This window comes from Pseudomonas sp. MWU16-30322, assembly GCF_020515535.1.
GTDB lineage: Bacteria > Pseudomonadota > Gammaproteobacteria > Pseudomonadales > Pseudomonadaceae > Aquipseudomonas > Aquipseudomonas fluorescens_H.
The window spans coordinates 40132-56842 of record NZ_JAIWYL010000008.1 but is presented as its reverse complement, the minus strand read 5'-3'; the positions used below and the strand labels follow the sequence as shown (position 1 = coordinate 56842).

Sequence of the window (16711 nt, the reverse complement as noted above, 5' to 3'; positions counted from 1 at the left end):
CATTTTGCGAATCGTTCCAGTCGTGCAATCCGCGAATCCGCTCATCTTAGACAAGAAATGCCCGACACCGAATGTAAAAATTCCTCCACTGACTCTGGAGACCGGACATGCCTCACCTCGAAGCCGTGAATACCCCTGCGCCCCGCGCCGATGTGTGGAACGTCAACAACGCCCACTGTTGTGCGCGATATCAGCTGCTCGCCGAAGCCGAGCCGGATCTGCTGGTGCGGGTGCTGAACCTGTTCGCGTTGCAGTTCCTCACGCCGCAGCAGGTCCACGTCGAACGGCTCGACGATCTGCTGTCGATCGACATCGTCATCGACGGGCTCAGTTGGCATCGCGCGCAGGTGATTGCGGAAAAACTTCGTAACTTGATCAGCGTCTGCTCGGTGAACCTGCAAAACGCTGACACGGCGTGGGCTGCGCCAGCCCAGGCGGCCGGCTGACAAATCCGGCAACGGCTTTGTCGGGTAGTGGCCCAACAGTCTGCGGGGCCACGACTATCCTTTGCGCACAGTCGTTCAAAAGGAGCCCGCATGTCCGTTCAACTCGCCACTCAGGACCGCTGGCTGGATCTCAACGATGTGTTGCGTGAACTGGTCGCCCAGGGCTTTATCAGCCAGGATTCGGCGGAGCAGGCGCTCAATGCCCGGCGCCGCCACGCGCCCCACGGCCAGCAGCATCCGCTGGAATTCATTGCCAGCCAGCAACTGGATGACCTCAGCCGTCCGGGCAAGCATCTGGATCTGGAAAGCCTGACCCTGTGGCTGGCGCAACAGGCCGGCCAGCCGTACATGCGCATCGACCCTTTGAAGATCAACGTTGCGGCGATCACCCCGCTGATGTCCTACGCCTTTGCCCAACGCCACAAGATTCTCGCGGTGGCGGTCGACCGCGACGCGGTGGTCGTGGCCAGCGCCCAGCCCTACGTCACCGGTTGGGAGGCTGACTTGACCCACGTGCTGAAGCTGCCGATCAAACGGGTCGTCGCCAACCCGGCGGATATCCAGCGTTTCAGCGTCGAGTTCTTCCGCCTCGCCAAATCGGTCAGTGGCGCCAGCAATGCCGACGCGCAGAGCGGCAACCTCGGCAACTTCGAACAACTGCTCAACCTCGGCGCCAGTGATCAGGAGCCGGACGCCAACGACGCGCATATCGTCAACATCGTCGACTGGTTGTTTCAGTACGCCTTCCAGCAGCGCGCCAGTGATATCCATATCGAACCGCGCCGCGAACAGGGCACCGTGCGTTTCCGCATTGATGGCGTGTTGCACAACGTCTATCAATTTCCGCCGCAGGTGACCATGGCGATCGTCAGTCGCCTGAAAAGCCTCGGGCGGATGAACGTCGCCGAGAAGCGCAAACCCCAGGACGGCCGGGTCAAGACCAAGACCCCGGACGGTGGCGAGGTGGAGCTGCGGCTCTCAACGTTGCCCACCGCGTTTGGCGAAAAAATGGTCATGCGGATTTTTGACCCGGAAGTGCTGCTCAAGGACTTCGACCAGCTGGGCTTTTCCGCTGACGACCTGCGCCGCTGGCAGGACATGACCCGTCAGCCCAACGGCATTATTCTGGTCACCGGGCCAACCGGTTCGGGCAAGACCACCACGCTCTACACCACGCTGAAGAAACTGGCGACGCCGGAGATCAACCTCTGCACCATCGAAGACCCGATCGAAATGGTCGAGCCGGCGTTCAACCAGATGCAGGTCCAGCACAACATCGACCTGAGTTTCGCCGCCGGGGTACGCGCGCTGATGCGGCAAGACCCGGACATCATCATGATCGGCGAGATTCGCGACCTGGAAACCGCAGAAATGGCGATTCAGGCTGCACTCACCGGCCACCTGGTGCTGTCGACCCTGCACACCAACGATGCCCCCAGCGCGATCAGTCGGCTATTGGAACTCGGCGTGCCGCACTATCTGATCAAGGCTACGGTGCTCGGGGTCATGGCCCAGCGCCTGGTGCGCACGCTGTGCCCGCACTGCAAGGCGCCGCTGACGCTGGAAGAGGAAGACTGGCAAACCCTGACCCGGCCCTGGCAGGCGCCGCTGCCGGGCAATGCGCAACGCGCTATCGGTTGCCTGGAGTGTCGCGACACCGGTTATCGCGGACGCGCCGGGGTCTACGAAATCATGCAGTTGAGCGACAGCCTCAAGGCCTTCATCACCCCCGACGCCGACCTCACCGCGATCCGGCGGCAAGCCTTCAAGGAAGGCATGCGCAGCCTGCGCCTGTCGGGCGCACAAAAGGTTGCGGCGGGGCTGACCACCATTGAGGAGGTGCTGCGGGTAACACCGCAGAGCGAACAGAAATAGGCCACTACGGAACCGGATTGGCGAATCGTTATCCAACGCCTTAGATAACCCCCAGGAGTCACTCAATCATGCGTCTCAAACTTGCTGTCGCGACCCTTGCCTTGCTGTCCCTTCCCGTTGGTTCAGCGATGGCCGACGGCTTTTGGCGTAACGTCATTTCCTCCGGTGCCACCACCGGTTCGACCTACCTGACTTTCAAGGATCACAAGCTGATCGTCGCCGCGCAGGACGACGCCGGCAGCTTCGTCGCCAGCGACGGCGGTATCCGCGGGCCGTACCTGGAAGCGGCGATGCAGAAAGTCCGCGCCGACAACCCGGGCCTGCAGGCCACGGACATGGAACTGGCGAATGCGATTCTGGCGAAGAACGCGGTGGAATCCGAGTAAGCCTTGCGCCGACAAAAATGCCGCTCGATCGAGCGGCATTTTTTTGCCCGTCATTCCGAATTCACCACGCCACCCCGTGGGAGCGGGCTTGCTCGCGAAGGCGTCCGGTCAGAAAAAATACATATGCCTGACCCACCGCCTTCGCGAGCAAGCCCGCTCCCACAATGGGTCTGTGTGTTTCCTGAGGATCAGCGGTAATCGTCCACCGGAACGCAGGCACAGAACAGATTGCGATCCCCATAAACGTTATCGACCCGATTCACCGCCGGCCAATACTTGTGCGCTTTGGTATGCGCATCCGGGGTGATCCCCTGCTCGATGCTGTAAGGCCGCTCCCACACTCCGGTGACATCCGCCAGGGTATGCGGCGCGCGCTTGAGCGGGTTGTCCTCCGCCGGCCAGTTGCCGTTCTGCACTTCGCTGATTTCCGCGCGGATGCTCAGCATCGCGCCGATGAACCGATCGAGTTCGGCCTTGGACTCGCTCTCGGTTGGCTCGACCATCAACGTCCCTGGCACCGGGAAGGACATGGTCGGCGCATGGAAGCCATAGTCCATCAGGCGCTTGGCGACGTCCTCTTCGCTGATCCCGGTCTGCGCCTTCAACGGCCGCAGATCGAGAATGCACTCATGGGCCACCCGCCCGTTGCGCCCGGTGTACAGCACCGGAAATGCGCCGGATAAATGCTGCGCCAGATAATTCGCGGCGAGGATCGCCACTTCGCTGGCATCTGCCAACTGCGGCCCCATCATCGCGATGTACATCCAGCTGATCGGCAAAATGCTCGCACTGCCCCACGGCGCCGCGCTGACTGCGCCGTTCTGTGGCAACGGGCCGTCAATCGGCACCACCGGGTGATTGGCAACGAACGGCGCCAGATGCGCGCGAATGCCGATCGGCCCCATGCCCGGCCCGCCGCCGCCATGGGGAATGCAGAAAGTCTTGTGCAGGTTCATGTGCGACACGTCGGCGCCAATGTCCGCCGGCCGGGCCAGCCCGACCTGCGCATTGAGATTGGCGCCGTCCATGTACACCTGCCCGCCGTGCTGGTGGATAACTTCGCAGATCTCGCTGATGCCCTCCTCGTACACACCATGGGTCGACGGATAGGTCGCCATCAGACACGACAACTTGTCCCCCGCCGCGGCCGCCTTGGTTTTCAGGTCGTCCAGATCGACGTTACCGGCCTCGTCGCACTCGACGATCACCACGCGCATCCCCGCCATCTGCGCCGAGGCCGGGTTGGTGCCGTGGGCCGAAGACGGGATCAGGCAAATGTCCCGCGCGCCCTGCTGCCGGCTTTCGTGATATTTGCGAATCGCCAACAACCCGGCGTATTCGCCCTGGGCTCCGGAGTTGGGCTGCATGCAGATCGCATCGAACCCGGTGATCGCGCACAACCAGCGCTGCAGTTCTTCGATCATCAAGGTGTAACCGACCGCCTGCTCCCGAGGCGCAAACGGGTGCAGGTTGGCGAACTGCGGCCAGGTGATCGGGATCATCTCGCTGGTGGCGTTGAGTTTCATGGTGCAGGAGCCCAACGGGATCATCGACTGGTTGAGCGCCAGATCCTTGTTCTCCAGTTGCTTGAGGTAGCGCAACATCTCGGTTTCGCTGTGATGCGCATTGAACACCGGATGGCGCAGGTACGGCGTGTTGCGTTGCAGGTGCTCGGGAATCCCGGAAACCAGCTCTTCTGCATCAATTTCGTCGACGTTCAACCCATGATCGGCACCCAACAGCACATCAAACAGTTTGGCCACCGTGTTTGCATCGCAAGTCTCGTCGAGGCTCAACCCCACTCGGCCACGGCCGAGAATCCGCAGGTTGATCTGCGCGGCCCTGGCGCTGTCGATGATCGCGCTTTGCGCGCCGCCCACCTCCAGCGTGAGGGTGTCGAAAAACTGCCCGTTGACCCGCTGGATGCCATGGCGCTCAAGGCCCGCGGCCAGAATGCAGGTCAAGCGGTGCACACGCTGGGCGATGCGTTTCAAGCCTTGCGGCCCGTGATACACCGCGTAGCAACTGGCGATGTTGGCCAGCAGCACCTGCGCGGTGCAGATGTTCGAATTGGCCTTCTCGCGGCGAATATGCTGCTCACGGGTTTGCAGGGCCATGCGCAACGCCACATTGCCTCGGGCATCTTTCGACACGCCGATGATCCGCCCCGGAATCGCCCGTTTGTACTCTTCGCGGCTGGCAAAAAACGCCGCATGCGGGCCGCCGTAGCCCATCGGTACGCCAAAGCGCTGGGACGAACCGAACACCACATCCGCGCCCAGTTCACCCGGCGGCGTCAACAGCAACAGGCTCAGCAGATCGGTAGCGACACAGGCCAACGCCTGCTGCGCGTGCAGCTGATCAATGACCGGGCGCAGATCACGGATCTCGCCGTGGCTGTCGGGATACTGCAGCAACGCGCCGAACACCTGATGCTGGCTGAGGTTATCCACAGCGTCGATGATCAGCTCGAAACCGAAGCCTTCGGCGCGGGTCTGCACCACGGAAATGGTCTGCGGATGACAGTTTTCATCAACGAAAAACAGATTGCTCTTCGACTTCGCCACACGCTTGGCCAGGGCCATGGCTTCCGCGGCGGCCGTGGCTTCGTCGAGCAACGAGGCGTTGGCCAGTTCAAGTCCGGTGAGGTCGATGGTCAGTTGCTGAAAATTCAGCAGCGCTTCGAGACGGCCCTGGGCGATCTCCGGTTGATACGGGGTGTACGCGGTGTACCAGCCGGGATTTTCCAGCACGTTACGCAAGATGACGGTTGGCGTCAGCGTGCCGTGGTAACCCATGCCGATCAGGCTGGTCCAGACCTGATTCTGCTCGGCATACCCGCGCAGCTTGGCCAACGCCGCCTGCTCATCGAGGGCTGGCGGCAAATCCAGCGCCCGATTCAGACGAATGCCCGGCGGCACCGTCTGCTCGATCAGTTCGACCCGGCAGCCGAGGCCGAGGCTGTCGAGCATCGCCTGCTGTTCGGCGGCGTCGGGGCCCAAATGGCGACGCAGGAAGGCTTCGGGGTCGCGTAACTGGCTCAAGGATGGCAACTGGGACATGACGGGCTCTCTCTTGGCTGGCGCTCGGCGTCAATGCAACACGGTCAAACCAGCATAGCAGCCGATCCCGACGCGCACGGCTTGGCGGCAGAGGGGGTTCCGGGGCATGCTGTAGCGCCTGCATCAGGCGTCCAACTTTCGGATGATCGAATCCTCATGAGCCAACTGCCGTTCCTGCCGTTTTCCAAACCTGTCATTGATGAAGCCACGATTGCCGCCGTCGGCGATGTGCTGCGCTCCGGCTGGATCACCAGCGGGCCGAAGGTCCAGGCCTTTGAAGCACAACTGTCGGAATACTTCGGCGGGCGCCCGGTGCGCACCTTCAACTCCGGCACCTGCACCATGGAAATCGCCTTGCGCATCGCCGGCATCGGGCCGGGTGACGAAGTGATCACCACGCCGATTTCCTGGGTCGCCACCGCCAACGTGATCCTCGAAGTCGGCGCCACACCAGTGTTTGCCGACATCGATCCGGTGACCCGCAACATCGATCTGGACCAGTTGGAAGCGGCCATCACCCCGCGGACCAAAGCGGTGATTCCGGTGTACCTCGCCGGCCTGCCGGTGGACATGGAGCGCTTGTACGCCATCGCCCGCAAACACAACTTGCGCATTGTCGAAGACGCCGCTCAGGCCCTGGGTTCGAGCTGGAACGGTCAGCGCATCGGCGCCACCGGCGATTTCGTCTCGTTCAGTTTTCAGGCGAACAAGAACGTCACCTGCTCCGAGGGCGGCTGTCTGGTGCTGAACACCCCGGAAGAAGCACGGCTGGCGGAGAAGTACCGCCTGCAGGGCGTGACCCGCAACGGCTTCGACGGTCTGGACGTCGACGTGCTCGGCGGCAAGTTCAACATGACCGACGTCGCCGCCACCATCGGCCTGGGTCAATTCGCGCATATCGAGGCGTTGACCGCCCATCGTCAGGAACTGGCCCGGCACTACTTCAAATGCTTTGGCGATGACTTCGAAGCGACCTATGGCGCGCAACTGCCGCCAGCGGATTTCACCCAGAGCAACTGGCACCTGTTCCAGCTGGTCCTGCCCGAGCGCAAGGACGGCTTGCCGGCCCGCGCCACGTTCATGGAACAGATGCAGGCCAAAGGTATCGGCATCGGCTATCACTACCCGCCGATCCACTTGCTGAGCCTGTACCGCGAGCGCGGGTTCAAGGAAGGGATGTTGCCAGTTGCCGAGCGCGTTGGACGCTTGATCGTGTCATTGCCGATGTTCACCAGCATGGCCAAGGACGACGTCGAGCGGTCGGTGGCGGCGGTGAAAGCGGTATTGCGCGACGCCTGATCGACGCCCACAAAAAAGCCCCGAGAGATCGGGGCTTTTGCAGTATTACAGTCTGCTTATTCGCCGATGGCAGCCTTGTAGGCAGCAGCGTCCAGCAGCTTGTCCAGCTCGGCCTTGTCGCTTGGCTTGAGCTTGAAGATCCATGCAGCGTACGGATCGTTATTCAGTTCTTCAGGCGAGTCAGCCAGCGCTTCGTTGACCGCGATCACTTCACCGCCGACCGGGGAGTAGATGTCGGACGCGGCCTTCACCGACTCGACAACACCTGCTGCATCACCGGCGCCAAACACCTTGCCGACTTCGGCCAGTTCAACGAACACCACATCACCCAGCGCTTCCTGCGCGTGATCGCTGATGCCCACGGTTACGGTGCCGTCGGCTTCCAGACGTGCCCACTCATGACTTTCGGCAAAACGCAGTTCAGCGGGGATATTGCTCATGCTCGGTGTCCTCAAGAAATTGTCAGCGGTCAGGCCCGCCGGAAAAGGTTAGATCAAGGTTTTGCCATGGCGCACGAAGGTCGGTTTGACCACTCGTACCGGATACCACTTGCCACGGATTTCCACTTCGGCGCGGTCGGCTGTGGCCATCGGTACACGCGCCAGGGCAATCGATTTGCTTAGCGTAGGAGAGAAACTACCACTGGTGATCTCTCCTTCGCCAACATCGGCGATACGAACCACTTGATGGGCGCGCAAAACACCCCGCTCCTCAAGCACCAGCCCCACCAGTTTGTGCGCAACACCGGCAGCTTTTTCCGCTTCCAGCGCAGCACGGCCGATGAACTGCCGCGAGGCCGGTTCCCAGGCAATGCTCCAGGCCATATTGGACGCCAGCGGCGAGACATCTTGATGAATGTCCTGGCCGTAGAGGTTCATCCCGGCCTCGACCCGCAGCGTATCGCGGGCACCGAGACCGATGGGAGAAATGCCGGCGCCGACCAGATCGTTGAAGAAGCCCGGTGCCTGCTCGGCCGGCAAGGCGATTTCCAGCCCGTCTTCACCGGTGTAACCGGTGCGCGCAATGAACCAGTCGCCATCGACTTCGGCTTCGAACGGTTTGAGGTGCTGGATCAGTGCGGCGCGGGACTGGGTCACCAGTTCGGCAATCTTGTGCCGGGCCTGCGGGCCTTGAATGGCGAGCATCGCCAGTTCCTGGCGCTCGTGCAGTTGCACCTGGTAACCGGCGACATGCGCCTGCATCCACGCCAGATCCTGGTCGCGGGTGGAGGCGTTGAACACCAGGCGATAACGGTCTTCGAGGCGATAGACAATCATGTCGTCGACGATGCCGCCACGCTCGTTGAGCATGGTGCTGTAGAGCGCACGGCCGGGGCGGTGCAGGCGTTCGACGTCATTGGCCAGCAAATGCTGCAGCCAGGCCTTGGCCTGGGGGCCATCAACGTCGATCACGGTCATATGGGAAACATCGAACACCCCGCAATCGCGGCGCACCTCGTGGTGTTCCTCGACCTGCGAGCCGTAATGCAGTGGCATGTCCCAACCGCCAAAATCGACCATCTTCGCGCCGAGGGCAAGATGCAGGTCATACAGAGGCGTACGCTGTCCCATGGGTTTCTCCTTCCGGGCGTGGCGAAGGTGCGGACAGCCGCTGTACGGGGTGAAAGCCACGAAATAGAAGGCTTTCAGCCGATTTCAGCGAACGGGTCTATCAGACGAACCGCACCGAATGCCGCGCATTGTAGCCGCATGATTCAGGACTCACTACTAAGTGTTTCGGTGCGCCGAGCGGCGGATCAGGCCGATGACCGGCAATAAACCAACCAACACCAGGGTCAGCGCCGGCAGCGATGCACGCGCCCACTCGCCCTCGCTGGTCATTTCAAAGATCCGCACGGCCAGCGTGTCCCAGCCAAACGGGCGCATCAGCAGGGTGGCGGGCATTTCCTTGAGCACATCGACAAACACCAGCAACGCCGCGCTCAGCGTGCCGGGCAGCAACAACGGAAGATACACTTTGAAAAACAGTCGCGGCCCACTGACACCCAGACTACGTGCCGCTTCGGGCAATGAAGGCCGTATACGCGCCAGACTGTTTTCCAGCGGCCCGTAGGCCACCGCGATAAAGCGCACCAGATAGGCCATCAGCAACGCCGCCAGACTGCCCAGCAGCAGCGGCTTGCCGGCGCCGCCGAGCCAGCCCGACAGCGGAATCACCAATGCGCGGTCGAGATAACTGAACGCCAGCATGATCGACACTGCCAGCACCGAACCCGGCAGCGCATAACCGAGATTGGCCAGACTGACTCCGGAACGGATCGCCCGGGTCGGCGCCAGACGTCGGGCAAACGCCAGCAACAGCGCGACGCTGACGGTGATCAACGCCGCCATAGCGCCCAGATACAGGGTGTGCAGGATCAGCCCGGCGTAACGCTCATCCAGATCGAAGCGCCCGCGCTGCCAGAACCACACCAGCAGTTGCAGCAGCGGAATCACGAACGCGCAGGCAAACACCACCAGGCACCAACCGGTCGCCGCGAACGCTTTGAGTCCGCGCAGCTGATACAGCGCCTTGACTCGTGGTCGCTCGTTGCTCGCCCGGTTGGCGCCGCGCGCGCGTCGCTCGCCGTAGAGCACCAGCATCACCACCAGCAGCAACAGGCTGGCCAGTTGCGCCGCGCTCGGCAGGCTGAAGAAGCCGTACCAGGTCTTGTAGATGGCGGTGGTGAAGGTGTCGAAGTTGAACACCGACACCGCGCCGAAATCCGCCAACGTCTCCATCAGCGCCAGTGCGACACCGGCGCCAATCGCCGGACGCGCCATCGGCAACGCCACCCGCCAGAACGCCTGCCAGGGCGACTGGCCGAGTACCCGCGCTGCTTCCATCAGGCCTTTGCCCTGCGCGAGAAACGCGGTGCGCGCCAGCAGGTAAACGTAGGGATAAAACACCAGCACCAGCACCACGATCACCCCGCCGGTGGAGCGTACCCGTGGCAGGCGCAAGCCGCTGCCGAACCACTCACGCAGCAGCGTTTGCACCGGGCCGGCGAAATCCAGCAGGCCAACGAAGACGAACGCCAGCACGTAGGCGGGGATGGCGAACGGCAGCATCAGCGCCCAGTCGAGCCAGCGCCGTCCGGGGAATTCGCAGAGGCTGGTGAGCCACGCCAGACTGACACCGAGCAGCGTCACGCCGACACCGACGCCAAGCACCAGCATCAACGTGTTGCCCAGCAGGCGCGGCATCTGGGTTTCCCACAGGTGCGACCAGATTTGCTGATCGATGGTCTGCCACGACAGCAGCAGGACACTCAGGGGTAACAGCACCAGCGCGGCAATGGCGAGGACGATGGGATACCAGCGGCGTTGGGCGGGGTGGGCCAAGGGGGTTCTCTGCAAGAGGGCCAACGCCCATTCGACGTCGACCACATGTTGTGGCGAGGGAGCTTGCTCCCGCTCGGCTGCGAAGCAGCCGCAGGAAGTTAACAGTTCAATTCACGCCAGACGCAAGGGCGCCAGGGGCCGCTTCGCGACCCAGCGGGAGCAAGCTCCCTCGCCACAGAGGGCTCGCCGTGGTGGCCGGCTTAGTTCCAGCCCGCGCGGTCCATCATGCGGATCGCTTCCGCCTGACGCTTGCCCGCCACTTCCACCGGCAAGGTATCAGCGACGAACTGGCCCCACGCCGCCACTTCCTCCGAAGGTTTCACCGCCGGGTTGGCCGGGAATTCCTGGTTCACGTCAGCGAAGATCTTCTGCGCCTCAGGCGTGGTCATCCACTCGACCAGCGCCTTGGCTGCTTCCGGGTGCGGCGCATGCTTGGTCAGGCCGATGCCCGACAGGTTCACGTGTACGCCGCGGTCGGCCTGATTCGGCCAGAACAGTTTCACCGGCAGGTCGGGCTTCTGCTTGTGCAAACGCCCGTAGTAGTAGGTGTTGACGATGCCGACGTCGCACTGGCCGGCATTGATCGCCTCCAGCACTGCGACGTCATCGGAGAACACATCGGTGGACAGGTTGTTGACCCAGCCCTTGAGGATCTTTTCGGTCTTCTCGGCGCCGTGCACTTCGATCATGGTTGCGGTCAGCGACTGGTTGTAGACCTTCTTCGCCGTGCGCAGGCACAGGCGCCCTTCCCAATTCTTGTCGGCCAGCGCTTCGTAGGTGGTCAACTCGCCCGGTTTCACCCGTTCGGTGGAATAGGCGATGGTCCGCGCGCGCAGGCTCAGACCGGTCCAGGCGTGACTGGAGGAGCGGTATTGCGCAGGAATGTTGCTGTCGATGGTTTTCGAGGTGAACAGCTGCAGGATGCCCATCTGCTCGGCCTGCCAGAGGTTGCCGGCATCGACGGTGAGCAGCAGGTCGGCAGTGGCGTTTTCGCCTTCGGCCTTGATGCGCTGCATCAGCGGCGCTTCCTTGTCGGTGATGAACTTGATCTTCACCCCGGTTTTCGCGGTATAGGCGTCGAACACCGGTTTGATCAGCTCATCGATACGCGAGGAGTAGACCACCACCTCGTCGGCGGCCTGGGCGGCGGCGCTGCCGATCAGGGTCAGGGCCAGTGCGGTCAGAAGACGCTTGGGTGCCAACATGGGAGTGGTCTCTCGGTCGGAAAATGTGGGCCAAATGATAAGGACTCACATTTACCAGCTCAATCGAACACTTGAGCAAGGAGTTACCAGATGTTGCACAAGCTGAAATTCATGGCGTCGGTTCTGGCCCCTTCGCGAGCAAGCCCGCTCCCACCCTTGAAATGCATTCCAATGTGGGAGCGGGCTTGCTCGCGAAGGGGCCATCAGCCTCAAACAGATCTCAGGGTTTGGCCAGTACCGGCAGATCCCCGGTCAACCCCAGCGCCTCACGCACAAACAACGCCTTCGCCTCGGGCATCTGCTCCACCAGCTTCAACCCGGCGTTGCGCAACCAGCGCAGCGGCAGCGGATCGGCCTGGAACAGACGCTCGAAGCCCTCCATCGCCGCCATCAACGCCAGGTTATGCGGCATGCGCCGGCGTTCGTAGCGGCTCAGCACTTTCACATCGGCCAGACGCTCGCCACGTTCGGCGGCCTGCAACAGCACTTCAGCCAGCACCGCCGCATCGAGGAAACCAAGGTTCACACCCTGCCCGGCCAACGGGTGAATGGTGTGCGCGGCGTCGCCGATCAGTGCCAGGCCTTCGGCCACGTAACGTTTGGCGTGGCGTTGACGCAACGGCACGCACAGGCGCGGATCAGCGCTGATCACCTCGCCCAGGCAGCCTTCGAACGCCCGCTCCAGTTCACGGCAGAACGCGGTTTCATCCAGCGCCATCAGGCGTTCGGCTTCACTCGGGGTGGTCGACCAGACGATCGAGCACCAGTCCTGCTGCCCGTCACGCTCCAGCGGCAGAAACGCCAGCGGCCCGTGATCGGTGAAGCGCTGCCACGCGGTCATCCGGTGTGGCTTGCTGCTGCGCACACTGGTGACGATGGCGTGGTGCAAGTAATCCCACTCGCGGGTGGCGACGCCGGTCAGGCGGCGCACCGCCGAGTTGGCGCCGTCCGCGGCAATCACCAGCGGCGCACGCAACTGGCGACCGTCGGCCAGGGTCAGCAGCCAGTCGTCGCCGGAGCGGCGCATCTGCTCCAGCCGTGCGTTGGCCAGCATGCCCAGATCGCAATCGTGCAAACGATCGAGCAAGGCATCCTGCACCACGCGGTTTTCGACGATATGGCCGAGCACTTCGGCATGCACACTGCTCGCCGAAAAATGAATCTGTCCGGTGCCGCTGCCGTCCCACACGTGCATGTCGGTGTACGGGCTGCTGCGACGCTGGGCGATGCCGTCCCAGACGCCGAGGCGTTCGAGAATCCGCTGGCTGGCCGCCGACAGCGCGCTGACCCGCGGCTCGAACGACGCGTCGGCATCGAACGGTTTGACGCTCAGCGGGCTGCCGTCGAGCAGCAGCACTTCCAGGCCACTGTCCTGCAACGCCAACGCAAGGGCGCTGCCGACCATTCCGGCTCCGACAATCAGCAGATCTGCGCGCATTTCCATGCTTTAAGCCTGTCTCGCTTGCGGCTTGAGCCGCACGTAAAGGGTTTTTCCGACTCGCGCCACGAGGTTGCCGGCGCCGTCATGAATGTCGACCTGCAACTGCGGCAGGTATTTCTCGCCACTGGCGGTCTGCCGGCGGATCTCGTCGAGCAGGGTGTCGTCGATGTTGAACCGGGCAAACACCGGGCCCTTGCCGGGGGCGATGAAATCGATGTCGGCCGCTTTGTCCCAGACGATGTAACGCGGCCCGAGGTTCTCCATCAGCATCAGCATGTAGAACGGATCGACCATCGAGTACAGGCTGCCGCCAAACTGGGTGCCGACGTAGTTGCGGTTGTACCAGCCCAGCCCCATCGACACCTGAACGTCGCGAAAATCATCGCTGATGTGCCGCACCCGCACCCCGGAGCCGAGGTACGGTGGGTAGAAGGTCATCACCCAGCGCATCAAGCGCGCCTTGCCGAACGAACGGCTCAACCACTCAAGCATCCGGCCGCGTCCCCAGCCCCATGGCCTGACGGGCGAACCAGCGTTTGGCCGGCGGCAGCAGATCGAGGCCGAGCAGGCCGATGTTGCGCCCCAGCGAGACCAGCGGCTGGGTGCTGCCGAACAGTCGGGTGACCTGATCGGAGAAGCCCACGGTAAGCTCCTGATCCAGGCGCTGCCGCTCGCGGTACGCCTGCAATGTAGGGAAGTCGCCCAGCGGTTTGTCGCTGGCAAGCAGTGCGGCGGCCAAGGCATCGGCATCACGCAGCGACAGGTTGAAACCCTGTCCGGCAATCGGGTGCAGGCTGTGCGCGGCATTGCCCAGCACGGCCAGATGCGAGCGCACCTGCTCCTCGGCCTCGACCAGCGACAACGGATACAGATGCCGCGCACCGACCTGTTTCAAGGTGCCGAGGCGGTAGCCGAACACGCTTTGCAGTTCACTGAGGAAATCGCGTTCGCTCAAATCGGCCAGGCGTTGCGCGTCCATGCCCAGACGGGTCCAGACCAGCGCGCAACGGTTGTCCGGCAGCGGCAGCAAGGCCATCGGCCCTTCGTCGGTGAAACGCTCGAAGGCCATGCCGTTGTGCGCTTCGCTCGGGGTGATGTTGGCGATCAGTGCGCTCTGGTTGTACGGACGCTTGCGCACGTTGATGCCCAGTTGCTCGCGCAGACCGGAACGGCCGCCATCGGCGAGCACCGCCAGATCGCACTCGACGGTTGTTTCATCGTTGAGGGTCAGGCGATAGCCGTCGGGCAGCGGCTCCATGCGCGTGACTTCCGCCGGGCAGCGCCAGCTGATCACGTCTTTATCCAGATGCTGCCACAGGCATTGGCCGAGCCAGGCGTTTTCCACCACGTAGCCCAAGGCCGGCACGCCCTCTTCCATCGCCGACAGACGAGCGGTGGAAAAGCGACCACGGTCGGAGACGTGAATCTGTTTGATCGGCTCGGCGCGGCGGGAAATTTCCTGCCACACGCCCAGCCGCTGATAGATCTGCCGCGAGCCGAAGGACAGCGCCGACGAACGTGCGTCGTAGCTCGGCTGCCAGCTGTCGCCGGGGGCGAACGGTTCGATCAGGACGATTTTCCAGCCACGCGCCTTGGCCCCGGCCTGCAAGGCCAGCGCCAGGCTGGCGCCGACCAGGCCGCCACCGATGATTGCCAGATTGACTCGACTCATGCCGCGTGTGTCCGTGCTTGCGCCATCAGCGCTTCGATTTCGGCGACGGTTTTCGGTACGCCGTTGGTCAATATTTCACAACCGGTCTTGGTCACTACCACGTCATCCTCGATGCGCACGCCAATGCCGCGCCATTTCTTCGCTACGTTCTGGTTGTCCGGGGCGATGTAGATGCCCGGCTCGACGGTCAGCGCCATGCCGACCTCCAGCACCCGCCATTCGCCGCCGACCTTGTACTCGCCGACGTCGTGTACATCCATGCCCAGCCAGTGGCCGGCACGGTGCATGTAAAACGCTTTATAGGCTTCGGTCGCGATCAACTCATCGACCTCGCCTTGCAGGATTCCGAGCTTGACCAGTCCAGTGGTAATGACCCGCACCGTGGCTTCGTGCGCCTGATTCCAGTTTTTGTTCGGGGCGATTTCAGCGAATGCGGCTTCCTGCGAGGCCAGCACCAGTTCGTAAATCGCTTTCTGCTCGGGTGAAAACTTGCCGTTGACCGGCCAGGTGCGGGTGATGTCGCTGGCGTAGCAGTCGATCTCGCAACCGGCGTCGATCAACACCAGATCACCGTCCTTGAGCAGCGCGTCATTCTGCTGGTAATGCAGGATGCAACTGTTGCGCCCGGCAGCGACGATCGAACCGTAGGCCGGCATCTTCGCCCCGCCCTTGCGGAACTCGTAATCGAGCTCGGCTTCCAGGCTGTACTCGTACAGTCCCGGCCGGCTGGCCTGCATAGCGCGGATATGCGCCTGAGCGGAAATCCGTGCGGCTTCGCGCATCACCTTCACTTCTGCCGCCGATTTATACAGGCGCATGTCGTGCAGCAGGTGATCCAGGGCAACGAATTCGTTCGGTGGCTGGGCGCCGAGGTGCGCCTTGGAGCGGATCACGTTGATCCAGTCCATCAGGTGCCGATCGAATTCCGGGTTGCTGCCCATTGCCGAATACACCCGGTCGCGGCCTTCGATCAGGCCCGGGAGGATGTCGTCAATGTCGGTAATGGGGAACGCGTCGTCGGCGCTGTAATCACGGATCGCGCCTTCCTGGCCGGCGCGCAGGCCGTCCCATAACTCGCGTTCGGCATTGCGTTCACGGCAGAACAGCACGTACTCGCCGTGCTCGCGGCCGGGCATCAGGACGATGACCGCCTGTGGCTCGGGGAATCCGCTGAGGTACTGGAAGTCGCTGTCCTGGCGGTAGACGTGCTCGACGTCGCGGTTGCGGATCGCGACCGCGGCGGCGGGCAGGATCGCGATGCTGTTGGGTTCCATCTGCGCCATCAGGGCCTTGCGGCGACGGCTGTATTCCGCTTTGGGGATATGGGTCATGGGCAGATGGCTTTCCCTGGCACGCGATTAATGCAGCGACGGCTTGGCGGCTGGCGGCACGTCGGCTTTTTTGGTTTCCGAGAACAGCAGCAGCGGCGCGACGCGCAGGTATTCCATGACTTCCATGTAGTCGCTTTCGCCGTCTTCGGATTCTTCCAGAGCGTCTTGCACCTGGGAGATCGCCGCGAGATCCTGCAGCACTTCGGTGGCTTCGGTGCTGAGCATGCTGCTGTCGCGGCAGTTCAGGCCGAAACCGCTGAGGAAGCCCTGGCACCATTGGCCCAGTGCGGCGGCGCGGTCGGCCAGCGGCGCGTCATCGGTCGGCAGCAGCAGAACGACGGTGACGTCGCTGCCGGTCAACTCACCCTTGACCATCTCTTGCAGGCCGATCAGGGCGTTGCGGACGTTGTCCTGTGGCTCGTTTTCCAGAAGTTCGGCGGCATCGATCAGCCACTCGTCGGCGTCGAAGCCGGCACCGGCGCAGCTGCGGCCGAGCAGCAGGCCATGCAGTTCGGCAGGCGAGACGTTGTGGCCGCTGGCAGTCAGCAGGGTGGCAAAGGCTTGGTACGGGGAATTCGCAATGGTCATGGGCAGCTAGGCGCCAGACGGCGCTATGTCTAGAATGAAGGCCTTGTATCCTACATCGACAG

Annotated in this window: 14 protein-coding genes; 4 read left to right on the top strand and 10 right to left on the bottom strand. The window is 62.8% G+C overall.

Annotation, left to right across the window (positions count from 1 at the left end; translation table 11 throughout):
- The first annotated feature begins 107 nt into the window (after positions 1-107).
- The 3 genes from LCH64_RS17520 (at position 108) to LCH64_RS17510 (ending at position 2707) form a co-directional block, all read left to right on the top strand.
- Complete coding sequence (locus tag LCH64_RS17520; protein WP_226500863.1) at positions 108-446, top strand: hypothetical protein; 339 nt, start codon at positions 108-110, stop codon at positions 444-446.
- A 90-nt stretch (positions 447-536) separates the two neighbouring features.
- Positions 537-2321 carry a type II/IV secretion system protein gene (locus tag LCH64_RS17515; protein ID WP_226500862.1) on the top strand — a complete coding sequence of 595 codons (1785 nt, stop codon included), beginning with the start codon at positions 537-539 and terminating at the stop codon, positions 2319-2321.
- A gap of 65 nt (positions 2322-2386) precedes the next feature.
- Positions 2387-2707, top strand: coding sequence for a DUF2388 domain-containing protein (locus LCH64_RS17510; protein WP_177434708.1), 321 nt, complete (start codon positions 2387-2389; stop codon positions 2705-2707).
- A gap of 188 nt (positions 2708-2895) precedes the next feature.
- Here the strand turns inward: LCH64_RS17510 and gcvP are convergent, their stop codons facing one another.
- On the bottom strand, positions 2896-5769 hold the full coding sequence (gcvP, locus tag LCH64_RS17505; RefSeq protein WP_226500861.1) for an aminomethyl-transferring glycine dehydrogenase: 2874 nt from the start codon (positions 5767-5769) through the stop codon (positions 2896-2898).
- A gap of 156 nt (positions 5770-5925) precedes the next feature.
- On the opposite strand from gcvP, the gene LCH64_RS17500 reads away from it, so the two are divergent.
- The gene (locus tag LCH64_RS17500) at positions 5926-7068 is read left to right on the top strand and encodes a DegT/DnrJ/EryC1/StrS aminotransferase family protein (protein WP_226500860.1); all 1143 of its coding nucleotides are present in this window, start codon (positions 5926-5928) and stop codon (positions 7066-7068) included.
- 56 nt (positions 7069-7124) lie between these two features.
- Here LCH64_RS17500 and gcvH read toward each other — a convergent pair whose 3' ends face one another.
- The 9 genes from gcvH to LCH64_RS17455 all read right to left on the bottom strand — a co-directional run bounded on the left by gcvH (position 7125) and on the right by LCH64_RS17455 (position 16649).
- Positions 7125-7508: a glycine cleavage system protein GcvH gene (gene gcvH / locus LCH64_RS17495; RefSeq protein WP_226500859.1), complete on the bottom strand. Its 384-nt coding sequence runs from the start codon at positions 7506-7508 to the stop codon at positions 7125-7127.
- 48 nt (positions 7509-7556) lie between these two features.
- On the bottom strand, positions 7557-8639 hold the full coding sequence (gcvT, locus tag LCH64_RS17490; protein ID WP_226500858.1) for a glycine cleavage system aminomethyltransferase GcvT: 1083 nt from the start codon (positions 8637-8639) through the stop codon (positions 7557-7559).
- A 156-nt stretch (positions 8640-8795) separates the two neighbouring features.
- On the bottom strand, positions 8796-10412 hold the full coding sequence (locus LCH64_RS17485) for an iron ABC transporter permease (protein ID WP_003229293.1): 1617 nt from the start codon (positions 10410-10412) through the stop codon (positions 8796-8798).
- Between the two features lie 200 nt (positions 10413-10612).
- On the bottom strand, positions 10613-11617 hold the full coding sequence (locus tag LCH64_RS17480; RefSeq protein WP_226500857.1) for an extracellular solute-binding protein: 1005 nt from the start codon (positions 11615-11617) through the stop codon (positions 10613-10615).
- A gap of 220 nt (positions 11618-11837) precedes the next feature.
- The gene (locus LCH64_RS17475) at positions 11838-13055 is read right to left on the bottom strand and encodes a 2-octaprenyl-3-methyl-6-methoxy-1,4-benzoquinol hydroxylase (RefSeq protein ID WP_226500995.1); all 1218 of its coding nucleotides are present in this window, start codon (positions 13053-13055) and stop codon (positions 11838-11840) included.
- 9 nt (positions 13056-13064) lie between these two features.
- Positions 13065-13550: a DUF4442 domain-containing protein gene (locus tag LCH64_RS17470; RefSeq protein WP_103483640.1), complete on the bottom strand. Its 486-nt coding sequence runs from the start codon at positions 13548-13550 to the stop codon at positions 13065-13067.
- Positions 13543-14730 carry a 2-octaprenyl-6-methoxyphenyl hydroxylase gene (gene ubiH, locus LCH64_RS17465; RefSeq protein ID WP_226500856.1) on the bottom strand — a complete coding sequence of 396 codons (1188 nt, stop codon included), beginning with the start codon at positions 14728-14730 and terminating at the stop codon, positions 13543-13545. Before ubiH ends, LCH64_RS17470 begins: the two co-directional genes overlap by 8 nt.
- Positions 14727-16061 carry a Xaa-Pro aminopeptidase gene (gene pepP, locus LCH64_RS17460; protein ID WP_226500855.1) on the bottom strand — a complete coding sequence of 445 codons (1335 nt, stop codon included), beginning with the start codon at positions 16059-16061 and terminating at the stop codon, positions 14727-14729. The genes ubiH and pepP overlap by 4 nt, the downstream gene beginning before the upstream one ends.
- Before the next feature lie 27 nt (positions 16062-16088).
- Positions 16089-16649 carry a YecA family protein gene (locus LCH64_RS17455; RefSeq protein ID WP_226500854.1) on the bottom strand — a complete coding sequence of 187 codons (561 nt, stop codon included), beginning with the start codon at positions 16647-16649 and terminating at the stop codon, positions 16089-16091.
- Between the last annotated feature and the right edge of the window lie 62 nt (positions 16650-16711).

What these genes read in the sequence shown, in the direction of transcription:
- LCH64_RS17480 (WP_226500857.1), bottom strand. Translation starts at nt 11,617, where the DNA reads ATGTTGGCACCCAAGCGTCTTCTGACCGCACTGGCCCTGACCCTGATC.
- LCH64_RS17520 (WP_226500863.1), top strand. Translation starts at nt 108, where the DNA reads ATGCCTCACCTCGAAGCCGTGAATACCCCTGCGCCCCGCGCCGATGTG.
- LCH64_RS17455 (WP_226500854.1), bottom strand. Translation starts at nt 16,649, where the DNA reads ATGACCATTGCGAATTCCCCGTACCAAGCCTTTGCCACCCTGCTGACT.
- LCH64_RS17500 (WP_226500860.1), top strand. Translation starts at nt 5,926, where the DNA reads ATGAGCCAACTGCCGTTCCTGCCGTTTTCCAAACCTGTCATTGATGAA.
- LCH64_RS17475 (WP_226500995.1), bottom strand. Translation starts at nt 13,055, where the DNA reads ATGCGCGCAGATCTGCTGATTGTCGGAGCCGGAATGGTCGGCAGCGCC.
- gcvT (WP_226500858.1), bottom strand. Translation starts at nt 8,639, where the DNA reads ATGGGACAGCGTACGCCTCTGTATGACCTGCATCTTGCCCTCGGCGCG.
- pepP (WP_226500855.1), bottom strand. Translation starts at nt 16,061, where the DNA reads ATGACCCATATCCCCAAAGCGGAATACAGCCGTCGCCGCAAGGCCCTG.
- gcvP (WP_226500861.1), bottom strand. Translation starts at nt 5,769, where the DNA reads ATGTCCCAGTTGCCATCCTTGAGCCAGTTACGCGACCCCGAAGCCTTC.
- ubiH (WP_226500856.1), bottom strand. Translation starts at nt 14,730, where the DNA reads ATGAGTCGAGTCAATCTGGCAATCATCGGTGGCGGCCTGGTCGGCGCC.
- gcvH (WP_226500859.1), bottom strand. Translation starts at nt 7,508, where the DNA reads ATGAGCAATATCCCCGCTGAACTGCGTTTTGCCGAAAGTCATGAGTGG.
- LCH64_RS17515 (WP_226500862.1), top strand. Translation starts at nt 537, where the DNA reads ATGTCCGTTCAACTCGCCACTCAGGACCGCTGGCTGGATCTCAACGAT.
- LCH64_RS17470 (WP_103483640.1), bottom strand. Translation starts at nt 13,550, where the DNA reads ATGCTTGAGTGGTTGAGCCGTTCGTTCGGCAAGGCGCGCTTGATGCGC.